Genomic DNA, 13,513 nt, shown 5'->3' on the forward strand with positions numbered 1-13,513 from the left:
CCAGGTACGACAAACGCGTGTACGTCTTTCTCGGCACAGTCACGGTCGCCGCACTGGCCATCTGGCTCCGCTCATGATCGCGCGGACAGAACCTAACCCACCCGCGTGCCGCAGCACCGGCCGCCCCGGCCTGGCGCCGGCGCTACGGCGTGCGGCGGGCCCGGACCACGGCGCGCCCGGCGAGCGCGCCGCCGTAGACGGTGTAGCCGACGCCGATCAGCCAGGACTGGACGATCAGCACCGTCCCGACCGTCCCGTAGGAGACCGCGTTGGACACCAGCAGCGGCGCGAAGACCAGCCGCGAGAAGAGCCGCAGGCCCGCCAGCGCCACCATGGTCGCGACGGCTCCGGGCAGCAGCTGCCTCGGCGGGACGCGTCCGGCGAGCAGCAGGTGCTGGAGCCACCAGAACAGCAGGAGGCCGCCGACGGTCGTGACGGCGATGCGGAAGGAGGGCTGGACGGCCGAGTGGCGCCAGGGCGCGCCGCTGGAGGCGGCCAGCACGATGTACCCGGTCAGCCCGGCCAGGCCGAGGGTCTGGCGCCAGACCGCGTGCCACGGGCCGCGGTCGAGCTCCCACACCCGCTCGTAGACGCCCTGGACAGACGCCATCAACGAGACCCCGAAGACCGCCAGCGCGGCCAGGCCGAAGCCCGTGGTCGTGCTGAGCACCTGGCCCCGGGAGGCGAAGAGCCGGTGGACGGCGTCGGCGCCCGGCCCGCTCAGGCCGAGGCCGTCGGTGATCCACTCGGAGATCCCGCTGCCGCGCGCGGGGAAGGCCGCCGCAATGACGATCAGCAGCGGCACGAGGGTCACGAAGAAGAGCGCCGCGAAGGCCATCGAGCGCTGGAGCAGTTCGATGGTGCGGCCGTGTTCCCACACGCCGACGACGGCCGCCCGCAGGACCTGCCACCAGCTGCGGGCGATCGCCGTCAACCGGCCGCGGCGGCGCACGCCGCTCAACCCAGGACGCCGCACAGCGACGGCGGCGACGGCGACGGCGACGGGGACGGGGACGGGGACGGGGACGGCGGCGACGGCGACGGGGACGACGACGGCGGCGACGGGGACGACGACGGTCGGTTCACGGCCACTGGATCCTCGCTGTGTTCGACGCCCACGGACGGACCTGCCCCGTCAGGATGCCACCGCGCGGGGCGCGTCCGGCGCTCCGGCGTCGCGACCGGCGTCCGGCGCCGCCGGGTGGCCGCGCACGGACACCGCTCCTCCCGGACGCAGAACACCCGCCCGGCAGGCGCCGGGCGGGCCGTCAGCTCGCGGGCAGCCGTAGGTCACACCACACCGTCTTGCCCGGCCCCGACGGGTGCCAGCCCCAGCGCAGGGTGAGCCGGCTCAGCAGGAACAGGCCGAGGCCTCCCGGTTCGTCCGGGGGGTGCGGGGGCCGGGGCAGCGGCGGGCGCGGGCTGGCGTCGCTGACCTCGATCCGCAGCCGGCCGGTGGCGCGGATCAGGAGCAGCGTCCCGGGCTCGCCGCCGTGGCGCAGGGCGTTGCCGACGAGTTCGGAGACCAGCAGGACGGCGTCGGCGACCAGCAGCGGGTCGGCGACGTCGGCCAGGAACTCGGCGGTGAAGGCCCGGGCGTCGGCGGCCGCCCTGAGGTCGGCCTGGAGCGGCAGCCGCTGCGCCCACGGCCTCGTGGGGAACGGGCGTCCGAGGGAAGGCCGTGGTCCGGTCATGCGGTCGCGTCCTTCCCGGCCCGGTGAGGGGCCCGTGGTCGTCGGAGGATCGGCTCCGGGGGGCGTCGCGGCGCCTCAGTGGCCGAACAGGTGGCGGGTCCGGCCGCCGCGTGGGGGCTCGGCCGGTAGGCCGACGTCCCGGCCGCCCTGCTGGGCGGGGCGTTCCTCCGGCGGCGCGGGCTGCTCGCCCTCGTCGGGCGGGAGGGATCGTTCGGGCGGGAGGGATCGTTCGGGCGGGTCCGGCCGCACCACCGGTTGGGACCGCTGGTGGGCCGCCCGGTGCGCGGACAGCCGGACGGGGCGTCGGGTCCGCCGGGCCCGCCGGGCCGTCAGGACCATCAGGGCCAGGCCCAGGCAGAAGAGCAGGGCGAGGGCCAGCCCGGCGAGGAAGATGCCCAGGCTGTCGAGCGCCGGCAGGCGGATGCCCAGCACCGTCGCCTGGTAGTCGGGCCCGCCGGAGAGGTTGTCCGCGATCAGCAGTCCGGCGAAGGCACCGGCCGCCGCCATCAGCAGGAGTCCTAGCAGCAACATGGGGAGTCCTCTCCGTCGTTCGGTTCCGGTCGCCCCCGCAGGGCCGCGCCTACCCGGGCGGGCCCGGGCCTAACGCCGCGCTTCGCAGGCCCGCTCAGGACGAGGGGACCGGGGTTCACGCGGCAGAGGGCTACCGGCTCTGGACGGCGATCAGGCAGGTGTCGTCGTCGGTGTCGGCGGGGCTGAGCTCCAGCAGCCGGTCGAGGTAGCGCTCCAGGTCGGGGCCGGGGGCTCCGGCGACGCGGATCAGCTGGTCGACGGACTCCTCGACCGGGCGGTCCCGGCGTTCGACCAGGCCGTCGGTGTAGAGGACCAGGACGTCGCCCGGCGGCAGGTGAGCGGTGTGCTCCTCGTACCGGGCGTCGTCCAGGGCGCCGAGGAGCACGCCGTGCGGCAGCGGCAGCACGTGGGCGCCGTCCGCTCCGACCAGGATCGGGGGCAGGTGCCCGGCCCGCGCCCAGCGCAGTTCGCCGCCGGCCGGGTCGACGAGCACGCAGACGGCCGTCGCGGTGATCTGGCCGGGTTCGCGCAGGGCGACGATGTTGGCCCACTCCAGCATCCGGGCCGGGCCGGCCCCGGTGACGGCGAGAGCACGCAGCGCGTGCCGCAGGGCGACCATGCCGGTGGCCGCGCCGACGCCGTGCCCGGCGACGTCCCCGACGGTGAGCAGCACCCGCTTGTCGGGCAGCAGCAGCACGTCGTACCAGTCGCCGCCGACCCGGTCGTGCTGGGCGGCGGGGCGGTAGCGGACGGCGGCCCGCAGGCCGGCCGGGCCGAGCGGGGGCGGAGCGGCGGGCAGGATGGCCTGCTGGAGCCGCAGTGCCAGTCGCTCGCTGTCGGCGGTCTCCTGCTCGCTGTCGGCGAGGCGTGCCCGGGTGGCACCGAGTGCGACCTCCGTGCGGTGCTGGGCGGACACGTCGTGGAAGGCGCCGCGCACACCGGTGAGCCGCCCGTGGTCGTCGAGGACGGGCTCGGCGATCACCCGGGTGTACCCGTGGGTGCCGTCCTGGTGGACCAGGCGGACGACGGCGGAGGCCGTCCGGTGCCGGCGCTGGACGGTGTCCAGCAGGCGCCGGATCGCGGGCTCGTCGTCGGGGTGGGCGTGCCGGGCGAGCTGGGCCAGCGGCACCGGGTCGGTGTCGGGCGGCAGCCCGTAGATCTCGTGCAGGCCGTCGCTCCAGCGGATCCGGCCCTCGGCTGGGTGCTCCTCGAACCCGGCCACCCGGGCCAGCCGCTGGGCCTGGCGCAGCAGGGCACTCTGCTCGGCCTCACCGGCCCGCGCGGTCTCCGTCTGCCAGCCGACCAGCACGCGGCCGCCGACGGGGGCCGCCGCGAGCAGGACGGTGGTGGGAAGCGCGAGTCCGCCCTGCTGGAAGACCAGCCGGACCCGCTCGCCGGGCAACGGGACCCCGGTCTCGTGCACCCGGATCAGCCGTTCGAAGAGGCCGGTGGCGCACGCGGTGGGGTAGACCTCCAGGAGCGAGGTGCCCTCCAGCGTGTCCCGGGGGCGGCCCAGCGGATCGCGGAAGTGCGCGTTGGTCCGCAGGAGCGTGAAGTCGGCGATCTCTCCTCGGCGGACGACCGGCTCCAGCAGCAGGGCCGGGATGGGCAGGCCCTCCAGGAGCGCGGTGTCGTCGCCGGGCGGGGCGGGAGCGGGAGCGGGAGCGGGAGCGGGAGCGGGAGCGGGAGCGGGAGCGGGAGCGGGAGTGCGGACGTCGGCCAGGAGGGTCGCGCAGAGGTCGGCGAGGGCGTGGAGCCGGCGGCGTTGGGGCGCGCCGAGCGCGGGGGCGGGGCCGGGTGCGGGCCACAGGACCTCCAGCGCGCCCCGGCGGCGGCCCGCGTCGATCAGCGGGAGGACGGCCCGGGCCGAGCCGGCTCCCACCGACGGGCCTGCGGCCTCCGGATCGCCGGGCCACAGCTCCACGCCGCCGACCACGACGTGCTGGGCCGGGGTGGGGACGCCGGGTGGCACCCGGCTCCAGGCGTCGGCCTCGGCGGCGGGCAGCCCGGCGTGCGCGGCGAGGGCGAGCACACCGCCCGGCAGCCGCAGCCACAGCGCGACGGCGTGCGCGCCGAGCGCGTCCGCCGTCTGCTCCAGGACGGCTTCGGCGGCGCCTTGCAGATCGGGGACGGCGGCCAGAGCGGGCGTCACGGGGTCGGGCGACGCAGGGTCGGCTGTGCCCGCGAGCGGTCCGGGTGCCTGGCCGGGTGCCTGGCCGGGTGCCTGCCCGGACACCCCGGCGATGTCGGCGGCCAGGGCCGCCACGGGCACGGCGGCCTCCCGGGCGAGCCCGGCGAGGCAGGCGGCGGCTTCGGCGGGAAGCAGGCCGAGGCGTTCGGCCAGGATCCCGGTGGCCAGGTCGACGACGGCGCGGGCGCGGGCGTCGGCTTGCACCCGGGCGGCGGCGCTCTGGAGCCGGCGCACGGTCTCGGCGAGGGCCCGGGCCGTGGTGTCCGAGGGCTCGTGCCCGGCGGTCATGGCGTGTCCAGCCAGTACTGCATCCGGCCGAGCAGGTGGCGGGTGTCGACGGGTTCGGTGACGTGGTCGTCGGCGCCGCCGGCGAGGCTCTTGTCCTGGTCCCCCGGCATGGCCTTGGCGGTGACGGCGATGACCGGCAGGCGGGCGAAGCGCTCCTCGGCGCGGCCGGCGGCGATCGCGGCGTAGCCGTCGAGGCCGGGCATCATCACGTCCATCAGCACGAGGTCGGTCTCGGGGTGGGTGCGCAGCAGGTCGAGTCCGGCGCGGCCGTCGGGGGCGTGCAGCACGGTCACTCCCTGCCCGGTCACTCCCTGCCCGGTGACGCCCTTGACGGTGATCTGGCCGCCCAGGTTGCCGGCGGTGCCGACCTCGCGGGCGCCCCTGGGCACCTCACCGGCGAACGCGGACAGCTGGTCGACCATGCTGTTGAAGACCGTCGCGATCTCCCCGAGCATGCCGGGCTGCTCGGGCGCGAGCCGGGTGGCGAAGTCCCCGTCGCGCACGGTGGTCAGCCCGGCGAGCAGGTGCCGCGGGGCCTGCTCGGCCGGGTCGGCGTCGGGGGCCGGCCGCTCGTCCATCCGTTCCACCGCCCGGGTCCGCCGCACGGCCGGGGTGCCCGACCGGACGCCCCGACCCCGGGGCGGCGGGCCGCCGCCCTGTTTCCACTGTGCCACCGGAGGGCGACAGGCAGGACAGGTGTCGGTCCGGCGGGGAGGGGCCCAGGGCCCGGGGCCCGCGCCCGCGCGGCCCGGGGCGGCAGGCCGCGCGTTCACTCCGGTGGCACGTCCCGCAGCGCGAAGACCTCGACGGCCCCGGTCAGTTCGAGCATCCGCAGGACCAGCGGGCGGGGGCGGGCCAGTTCGATCCGGCTGCCCTCGGCGGCCGCGCGGGCGTGGGCCCGGAGCATCGAGTTGAGCCCCGTGGAGTCGCAGAACTCCAGGTCGGCGCAGTCGAGCACGATGACGGTGAGGGGCGCGGCCAGGGCCGCGTCGAGGGCCGTGTGCAGGGCGCCGACCGAGTCGAGGTCGAGTTCGCCGTACAGCGCGAGGACGGTGCCGCCGGCCCACGGCCGGGCCCGTGCGGTGAACCCGCCCGGCCCCGGGGCACGGCCGGTCGGTGGTCGGCGGGTCATGGTGTCGGCTCCTTCCGTCACCGGCCGGCCGGTCGGTTCACGCCGTGCGCTACGCATCCGCTCGGGCGGGTGCGAGGCGCAGCCCGTGGCCGGGGGCGCCGTCCGCGCCGGGGGTGACGGTGCCGCCCGCCGGATCGCGGGTGCCGTCGAAGAGCGGCCGCTCGATCCGGACGTGGTCGGAAACCTTCGGGGACACGGTGTTCCTCCTTCGTCACGCTTCATCACGCTTCGTCCAGGACGCCCCCCCCGCAGCGCGGCTATCCGCTGCGGGGGGCCGGAAACGCCCGGGAGGGAAAGAAATCAGCGTGGCGCCTCGGGTTCGGCGGCTCCCTGGTCGGTCATTCCGCCGTCGTCCGCTCTCCCGTCCTCCGCTCCCCCGTCCTCCGCTCCCCTGGGTTCGGCCGGACCTGCGGGTTCGTCCGCCCAGCCGGGGGCGTCGCGGTCCTCCAGCTGCTCGCGCAGGCTGGTGAGGGTGGCGGTGAGCAGGCGGGAGACGTGCATCTGGGAGACGCCGATGCGCTCGGCGATCTGGGACTGGGTCCAGCCGTCCCAGAAGCGCAGCTTGAGCACCGTCTGATCGCGGCACGACAGCCGGGCGAGCAGGGGGCGCACGGCGGTGCGGAAATCCGCGAGTTCGATGCCGGGGTCACAGGCCCCCATGCGGTCCAGCATGGCGCTGCCGCTCTCGTCGAGGTCCTGCTCGCGCGCAGCGTCCAGCGAGTCGGGCCGGTAGACGCGGCCTGCGACTAAGCCCTCGGCGGCCTGCTCGACGGTGATGTGGAGGTCCTCGGCGATCTCGTCGGGGTGCGGGAGGCGGCCGAGTTCCTGCTCCAGCCGGTCGGATCCGCGGGCGACGGTCAGGTACAGCTCCTGCATGCCGCGCGGGACCCGGACCGGCCAGGAGGTGTCACGGAAGAAGCGCTTGATCTCACCGGCGATGGTGGGGATGGCGTAGGTGACGAACTCGACGCCGCGGTGCGGGTCGTAGCCGTCGACCGCCTTGATCAGGCCGATCGTGCCGACCTGGAGGATATCGTCCATGTCCTCGGCGCGGTGGCGGAAGCGGGCGGCGATGAAGCGCACCAGCGGCATGTTGAGTTCGATGATCGTGCCGCGCACGTAGCTGTACGCATGCGTTTCGCGGGCGAGTGCGGCCAGGCGCTCGAACAGCGCGTCGCTGAGTTCGCGTGCCTCGTACTTGCCCATCGCGCGCAGTTGCGCGTCCGTCGGGCGGGGTGGCACGTCGGGCGGAAGGCCGGACGGCGGGGCGGCCGTCCGGTCGGTGGGGCGACCGGTTTCCAGCGTGGTGGACACGGTGGCTCTCTCCTGGGGCATCGGGGCGAACGCCCGGCGCCGCGAGCGGCTCGCGCCGAACGCGACGGGGCTGCTTTTCCGGAGGACCTGGGCCCGGTGTCGTCGGGCGACGGTCCCGGTGGCACCCGGTGAGGGTGCGGACGCGACTGGCTGCGATCCACGGCCGCGTCATGCGTTCTCTACCCGACACACGACTTCCGATTCATGTTTTGGGCGGTTTATTACCTTGCCTACGGGTACACGCGCTCGGGCAACGCCCTGCCGTCACGAAAAGGAGCGCCGCCATGCCCCGAGGATCCAGCCCCAAACGGGAGCGCCAGTACGAGCACATCAAGGAGAGCGCGCTCGATCGGGGCGAGACAGAGAAGCGGGCCGAGGAGATCGCCGCCCGCACGGTGAACAAGGAACGCGCCCGGCACGGCGAGTCGAAGACCGCGAGCCGCAGTTCGCTCCACGACATCTCCTCCGGCCGCCGCGGCGGGCAGCGCTCGCACACGGGGGCCCGGGGCCCGACCTACGACCAGCTCTACAACGAGGCCAGGCAGCGCGGCGTCAAGGGCCGTTCGAAGATGAACAAGCGCGAGCTGTCGCACGCGCTGGGCCGTTGAGGAGGGCGTCATGACGACCACGCCGGTCAGAACCACCACGCCGGTCAGGATGACCATGCCGCTGATGACAACCACGCCGGTGATGATGACCGTCCCGGCTCCCCCCGGCCCGGACACCGAGCCGGTCCCCCACCCGAACCCCGCCCCGAAGCCGGGCGAGGACCCCGACCCGGCACCGCCGCCGATCCCGCCCTTCCCCACTCCCGACCCGTTCCCGGGCCCCGGTTCCGACCCCGATCCGGCACCGCCGCCCCAGCCGCACCCCGGTCAGGCCTGAGACCCCGCTCAGCCCTGGAGGGCACCAGGGTCCACCGGGGACGCGACCTCCAGCCAGACCAGCTTCCCCTCGCCCTCGGGCAGGCAGCCCCAGTCGCGCGCCAGCCGGTCCACCACCCGCAGGCCGTGGCCGCCGGGACGGCCCGGGTCCGCGAACGGGCGCAGCCGCGGCGCGGCCGGGCTGGCGTCCGAGACCTCCACCCGCAGCCGCTCGCCGTCCCAGCCCAGCCGCAGCTCCCGGGGGCCGCCGGGCGCGTGCAGGCACGCATTGGTGACCAGCTCCGACACCATCAGCAGGACGTCCTCGGCCGCCGCCAGCCGCCCGGCATCCGGCGCGGGCAGCCAGTGCCAGGCGAGCAGCGCCGCACGGCTGAAGTCCCGGGACCGCTGGACCGCGCTCTCACTGCCGACCAGCACGAGCCGCCTGGTCCGGTCGGAGCCACTCGGCCGCCGGCCGGAAGCCGTCGCCCTCCGGCCGGAGTCCTTCGGCAACGCTCCCTCCCCGGGGCTCTTCATGCCGGGTTCTCCTCACTCCACGTCGTCGCAGCCGCGCTGCGGCGGGTCCGCGGTCTTCAGAGCGGCGTCGAGGTCGGGGTGGATGCGCAGCGCCGTGTCGGCTTCCGTGATCGCGAACAGCCTCGCCACCACGGGCCCCGGACCGGCGAGTCCCAGCCGCAGGCCGGCCGCCTCGGCGTCCAGGCGTGAGCGCAGCAGCAGGTTCAGCCCGGTGGAGTCGCAGAACCGCAGGCCGGTGAGGTCGACGACGATCCGTTCCTCGCCCCCGGCCACCGGACGGGACAGCGCCGTCCACAGACCGTTCGCGCTGCCGTGGTCCAGTTCACCTCCGAGGGAGACCACCCGCGCGCGGCCCTCCCGGCGCACCGCGACGCGCAGGCCGCCGACTTGCTGCTCCCCCTCACCCCCGCCGGGCTGCTCGGCCGGCCGTGACACGGCGGGCTCCCGGTCCGTTCGCGGCGGAGTCCTGCCGTCCCGGCCGCCGTCCCGCGCGGCGGTTCGGGTCGCGCGGACGACCTGGGCCGGACGGACCGCCGCCCCGGGCAGGACCGCCGCCCCGGGCAGGGCCGGGCTCACCACCCGCTCCTCATCCATGCCCCGCGTGTGCCCGCAGCCACGGTGGCTACACGTGTGCCGGCGTTCTCCACCGTCGGGCACGTCGGCCTGTTCCTGACCGCCGCGGCGGTGTACGTGGCGGGCCACGCAGCGCGCTGCTGGTCGCGCTCACGGCGCAGCTGTGGACGCGAGCGTTTCCGGCCCGCCGACCGCTTCTGGCCCGTCGATCGTTTCCGGACCCTCTCCCGTTTCCGGACCCTCTCCCGTTTCCGGACCCTCTCCCGTTTCCGGCCCGTCGGCCCGGGTAGCCGCGCGACGCCGGACGAAGCCCGGCAGACGCCAGGGAGGCCGCCCGTGCGAGTGAACGGCGCGAGACCGGCCCGGCGGCGCCACCCGACCCGGGTGGTCCTGCCCCGGGCGCGCCCCGTCGTGTCCGACGGGTCCGGAGGCCGCGTGCCGGCCGGGCTGCGGACCGCCGCCGGGTACACCTGGCGGCTGCTCCTGCTCGGGGTGGCCGCCTACCTGGCCGTCTCCGTCCTCGGCCGGCTCCAGTTGCCGGTCATCGCCGTGTTCCTGGCGCTGGTCATCACCTCGGTCCTGCGGCCGCTCGTCGACCTGCTGGCACGGGCGCTGCCCCGCTCGATCGCCGTCCTGCTGGTCCTCGTGTGCGCCATCGTGGTCGTGGGCGGCGTTCTCGCCCTGGTGGGGACGACCGTCGTCGGCGAGTGGGGCCGGCTGGGCACCGAACTGCGCGGCGGCCTCGGGCGGATCGACCGCCTGCTCACCGGCGCCCCCTTCCACCTGCGGGCCGGCACCGTCACCGACCTGCGCGCGAAGCTCGGCGAGTTCGTCACCGCCCACCGCTCGGCGCTGCTCAGCACCGCGCTCAGCGGGGCGAGCCGGGTCGTCGAAATGCTCACCGGGCTGGCGCTCGCGGTGTTCTGCTCGGTGTTCTTCCTCCACTCCGGCGACCGGATGTGGTGCTGGGCGCAGCACCAGCTCCCGGCCCGGTCACGATCTGCCTGGGACCGCGCGGGGCACGCCGCGTGGCGCACCTTCGCCGGCTACACCCGGGGTGTGCTGATCGTGGCGGCGACCAACGCTGTGCTGGTCGGCGTCGCGCTGGCCGCCCTACGGGTGCCGCTAGTGCTGCCACTGATCATGCTGGAGTTCGTCGCGGCGCTCGTCCCGCTGATCGGCTCCCCCATCGCGCTGGCCGTCGCCGCGCTGGTCGCCCTGGCGGCCCGCGGCCCGGTGGTCGCGCTGCTGGTGCTCGGGCTGATCGTGGTCATCGGCCAGATCGAGGGCCATCTGCTGCACCCGCTGGTCATGGGCTGGTCCGTCCGGATCCACCCGGTGGCGGTCGCGCTGTCGGTGATCGGCGGCGCCGTGCTGGCCGGTGTCCTCGGCGCAGTGGTCGCGGTGCCGGTGGTGTCGGTCGCCTGGGCGGTGATCTGCGAACTCCGCGACCACGACCCACCACCCCGCCCGGGCCCACGAACCAGCCCCCCGACGGCACACCACGGGCAGCCGCACCGCCAACGCGACGAACGCCGACCCCCGCACCGACCCGCCCCCGGCCGCGGCACCCGGTGACCGGACTGATCACACCATGACGGCCCGAAGGGTCGGATCTGCGCCGGAATTTCGCGCGGCCCGTTCCCTTCCGGGCCGGGCGTCGTTGAGCAGGTGATTGGTGTGATCCGGCCCGGACGGTCCGCGCATTGCCAGGTGACCCGCCCAGGGCTCGACCCATTGGCATGACGAGGGAGACTGACGATGAAGCTGAGTGTTCGACGCGGACTGCTGGCGGCGGCCGCCACGGTCGGTCTGATCCTGGCGGCGGCCGCGCCGCAGGCCACGGCGGCCGGCCCGCAGCACCCCGCCTCCACGACCCGTACCGAGCAGGCGGGCGGGCAGCGGGTGGCGCCGGGGGACCCGGTCCGCGACGGGAGCCCGGACTCCGCGGTCGACCGGGTCGCCGACTTCTACGGCGCCTACATCGACGCCGTCTCCGACGGCACCGACAACCTGTCGGACGGCCTGCGCGCCCACTACCTCACGGAGGACTTCCAGCAGCGACTGGCCGCCTGGGAGCAGGCCAACCACGCCGACGGCGTCCTCCGCGCCCAGGACGTGCCCACCCACTGGGAGGTGCGGTACCACGACTCCGGAGCCGGCCACCTGTTCACCACCGTCACGCTCACCTGGGGCACCGGCCCCAACGCCACGCACACCAAGCTGGCCGTGCAGAGCGACCTGAGCACCAAGCTCATCTCGGACATCGAGGACGCCCCGGCCGGATACTGACACGAGTCTGGAACGGATGACGGAGCGGACGGTGCAAGCGCGGGCGGCCGACGACGTCGCGTGAGACGAACCCGCCGATCCGCCTCCCGCCGACCGCGGTCCGTGGTGGGACCGGCCCCCGAGCCGGTCCCACCACGGCCATCGCCGCATCGTCCGAGGCACACCCGCGCCGTTCTGCCGCCGGCGAAAAACCGGCCCGCCCGGGCTCGACGCTCACTACAGTCCGGTCCCATGACGACGGTTACCACGCACACGGTCGAGTACCCGGCCGACGGCCTCACGATGATCGGGCACCTCGCGCTCCCGGCCGGTACCGGCCGCCGACCCGCGGTCCTGGTCGGGCCCGAGGGGCCCGGGCTCAACGACTTCCAGCGCCGCCGGGCCGACGCCCTCGCCGAACTCGGCTACGTGGCAATGGCCTTCGACATCAACGGCGGGCGCTGGTTCACCGACCCGCAGGAGATGCTGGCGCACGTCACTCCCCTGCTCGCCGACCCCGACCGGATGCGGGGCATCGGCCACGCGGCGCTCGACGTACTGCGCGCCGAACCGCGGACCGACCCCGACCGGATCGCCGCCATCGGCTACGGCACCGGCGGCGCGATCGCACTGGAACTCGGGCGCGACGGCGTCGACCTGCGGGCGATCGGGACGGTCAACGCCCTGACCACGGGCCGACCCGGCGAGGCGGCGCGCATCCGCTGCCCGGTGTGGGCCGGGGTCGGATCGGAAGACCCGATCATGCCGCCCGCACAACGGGACGCGTTCGCCGCCGAGATGCAGGCCGCGGGCGTCGACTGGCGCCTCGTGGTCTACGGCGGCGCCTTGCACGCCTTCCACCACCCGACGGTCGGCCACACCGTGCTCCCCGGCGTCGGCCACCACCCCCGGCACGCTCAGCGCGCCTGGCGCGACATCGTCGGCCTGCTCACCGAATGCCTGCCCGTAACGGAGTGACCCGGCCGTACCGGAGCGACCCGGTCGGCGGACCCGACCTGCCCGGCGAGTCAAGCGTCGGGCTCTGCGATCTGACGCACCATGTGATCGCCCTCGAACCAGCGGCTCAACAGCTGGTGAACCGGGTCCGGACTCCCCGCCCGGTCTCCACGGCCCCAGCCCCAGCCGGCTCCCTGGGCGGGCCGCGTGCCGCCGGTCATCGCCGCCAAACGGATCAGCGCCGTCTCGGCAGCGCTCGCGTCCTCCTTCCCGAGGGCCCACATGAACACCTGCGGATCCGCGGCGGCCGCCGGGACCGGGGAGAGCCCGCAGCCGGCCGAGTACCACGACCCTCGGGCACGGGGGCACGGTGGAAGTGTGCTCGCCGGGCGCGCGCGGTGTCCGGCTGACACCGCTCCCGTCTCCGGCTCGGCGGCTCGGCGGTTCGGCGGTTCGGCGGTTCGGCGGTTCGGCGGTTCGAGTCAGTCGGCCCGGAGCAGGGTGCGCAGCTCGGCGGTGTCGATGATGTGGGCCCGCGAGGGGAGGACCTTCTGGAGCAGGACGTCATGGACTTCGGTGTCCGGGTCGGCGACGCCGTCGGACAGGACGTAGAGCCGGTAGTCGCGGTCGGCCGCGTCGAGGACGGTGGACAGGACGACGCCGCTGGTGCTGATGCCGGAGACGACCAGCGTGGTGATGCCGCGCTCGCGCAGCTGCCGGTCGAGGTCGGTGGTGGACATGCCGCCGTAGCGGGTCTTGCGCACGACGAGGTCGCCGTCCCGGGGGGCCAGGCGCTCGTGGACGGCCGTGGCAGGGTCCTCGTGGTGCATGACGCGGTGTCGGGCCAGCGGGGCGAAGGACTTGTTGGTGGCCGGGATCGCGTCCCAGTCGGCCTCGGTGAAGCCGACGCGTACGTGGGCGACGGTGGCGCCGCTGGTGCGGACGTCGGCGATCGCCGCTTCCACGCGGTCGAGCAGGGCTTCCCGGCCCCCGCCCTCGGGCAGAACGGCCAGGATCGCGGGCTGGCAGTCCAGGACGAGCAGAGCGGTGTGCTCGGGGTCAAGCGCGGGGTCAAGCGCGGGGGCAGACGCAGGGGCAGTACTCACGCGAGTTCTCTCCTTACTTGGCGGCACCCGGTCGGCGCGGGGAGACGATTCGGCGG

At 75.2% G+C, this 13,513-nt stretch carries 15 protein-coding genes and 1 pseudogene; 5 read left to right on the forward strand and 11 right to left on the reverse strand.

Annotated features, from left to right (window positions below; all coding sequences use genetic code 11):
• Positions 1-142: 142 nt before the first annotated feature.
• The 8 genes and pseudogenes from AB0O82_RS16575 to AB0O82_RS16610 form a co-directional block, all read right to left on the reverse strand.
• Positions 143-952 carry a ribonuclease BN gene (locus AB0O82_RS16575; protein ID WP_363584447.1) on the reverse strand — a complete coding sequence of 270 codons (810 nt, stop codon included), beginning with the start codon at positions 950-952 and terminating at the stop codon, positions 143-145.
• A gap of 316 nt (positions 953-1,268) precedes the next feature.
• On the reverse strand, positions 1,269-1,694 hold the full coding sequence (locus AB0O82_RS16580; RefSeq protein ID WP_363584214.1) for an ATP-binding protein: 426 nt from the start codon (positions 1,692-1,694) through the stop codon (positions 1,269-1,271).
• Positions 1,695-1,769: 75 nt separating this feature from the next.
• Complete coding sequence (locus tag AB0O82_RS16585; RefSeq protein WP_363584216.1) at positions 1,770-2,225, reverse strand: hypothetical protein; 456 nt, start codon at positions 2,223-2,225, stop codon at positions 1,770-1,772.
• Between the two features lie 130 nt (positions 2,226-2,355).
• Complete coding sequence (locus AB0O82_RS16590) at positions 2,356-4,704, reverse strand: SpoIIE family protein phosphatase (protein WP_363584218.1); 2,349 nt, start codon at positions 4,702-4,704, stop codon at positions 2,356-2,358.
• Positions 4,701-5,282, reverse strand: a complete 582-nt coding sequence (locus tag AB0O82_RS16595; RefSeq protein ID WP_363584220.1) for a response regulator — start codon at positions 5,280-5,282, stop codon at positions 4,701-4,703. The genes AB0O82_RS16590 and AB0O82_RS16595 overlap by 4 nt, the downstream gene beginning before the upstream one ends.
• Before the next feature lie 191 nt (positions 5,283-5,473).
• Positions 5,474-5,836: an STAS domain-containing protein gene (locus tag AB0O82_RS16600; RefSeq protein WP_363584222.1), complete on the reverse strand. Its 363-nt coding sequence runs from the start codon at positions 5,834-5,836 to the stop codon at positions 5,474-5,476.
• A 49-nt stretch (positions 5,837-5,885) separates the two neighbouring features.
• Positions 5,886-6,014 (reverse strand): annotated as a pseudogene (locus AB0O82_RS16605) (mandelate racemase); the annotation flags it as partial.
• Positions 6,015-6,136: 122 nt separating this feature from the next.
• Positions 6,137-7,150, reverse strand: coding sequence for a SigB/SigF/SigG family RNA polymerase sigma factor (locus AB0O82_RS16610; RefSeq protein WP_363584224.1), 1,014 nt, complete (start codon positions 7,148-7,150; stop codon positions 6,137-6,139).
• Positions 7,151-7,434: 284 nt separating this feature from the next.
• Between AB0O82_RS16610 and AB0O82_RS16615 the strand changes: the two genes are divergently transcribed.
• Positions 7,435-7,758, forward strand: coding sequence for a plasmid stabilization protein (locus AB0O82_RS16615; RefSeq protein WP_363584226.1), 324 nt, complete (start codon positions 7,435-7,437; stop codon positions 7,756-7,758).
• A 10-nt stretch (positions 7,759-7,768) separates the two neighbouring features.
• Positions 7,769-8,035 (forward strand): hypothetical protein, encoded by a 267-nt coding sequence (locus tag AB0O82_RS16620; protein WP_363584228.1) that lies wholly within the window; start codon positions 7,769-7,771, stop codon positions 8,033-8,035.
• Positions 8,036-8,043: 8 nt separating this feature from the next.
• Here the strand turns inward: AB0O82_RS16620 and AB0O82_RS16625 are convergent, their stop codons facing one another.
• Both AB0O82_RS16625 and AB0O82_RS16630 read right to left on the reverse strand, forming a co-directional pair.
• Positions 8,044-8,550: an ATP-binding protein gene (locus AB0O82_RS16625; RefSeq protein WP_363584230.1), complete on the reverse strand. Its 507-nt coding sequence runs from the start codon at positions 8,548-8,550 to the stop codon at positions 8,044-8,046.
• A 12-nt stretch (positions 8,551-8,562) separates the two neighbouring features.
• Positions 8,563-9,144: an STAS domain-containing protein gene (locus tag AB0O82_RS16630; RefSeq protein ID WP_363584232.1), complete on the reverse strand. Its 582-nt coding sequence runs from the start codon at positions 9,142-9,144 to the stop codon at positions 8,563-8,565.
• 414 nt (positions 9,145-9,558) lie between these two features.
• On the opposite strand from AB0O82_RS16630, the gene AB0O82_RS16635 reads away from it, so the two are divergent.
• From AB0O82_RS16635 to AB0O82_RS16645, 3 genes are all read left to right on the forward strand, one after another.
• Positions 9,559-10,701, forward strand: a complete 1,143-nt coding sequence (locus tag AB0O82_RS16635; protein ID WP_363584234.1) for an AI-2E family transporter — start codon at positions 9,559-9,561, stop codon at positions 10,699-10,701.
• Between the two features lie 183 nt (positions 10,702-10,884).
• The gene (locus AB0O82_RS16640; protein WP_363584236.1) at positions 10,885-11,415 is read left to right on the forward strand and encodes a hypothetical protein; all 531 of its coding nucleotides are present in this window, start codon (positions 10,885-10,887) and stop codon (positions 11,413-11,415) included.
• A 231-nt stretch (positions 11,416-11,646) separates the two neighbouring features.
• Complete coding sequence (locus AB0O82_RS16645) at positions 11,647-12,372, forward strand: dienelactone hydrolase family protein (RefSeq protein ID WP_363584238.1); 726 nt, start codon at positions 11,647-11,649, stop codon at positions 12,370-12,372.
• Between the two features lie 461 nt (positions 12,373-12,833).
• Here the strand turns inward: AB0O82_RS16645 and AB0O82_RS16650 are convergent, their stop codons facing one another.
• Positions 12,834-13,457: a cysteine hydrolase gene (locus tag AB0O82_RS16650; protein ID WP_363584240.1), complete on the reverse strand. Its 624-nt coding sequence runs from the start codon at positions 13,455-13,457 to the stop codon at positions 12,834-12,836.
• Positions 13,458-13,513: the final 56 nt, after the last annotated feature.

The organism is Kitasatospora sp. NPDC088264 (assembly GCF_040685715.1).
Lineage (GTDB): Bacteria > Actinomycetota > Actinomycetes > Streptomycetales > Streptomycetaceae > Kitasatospora.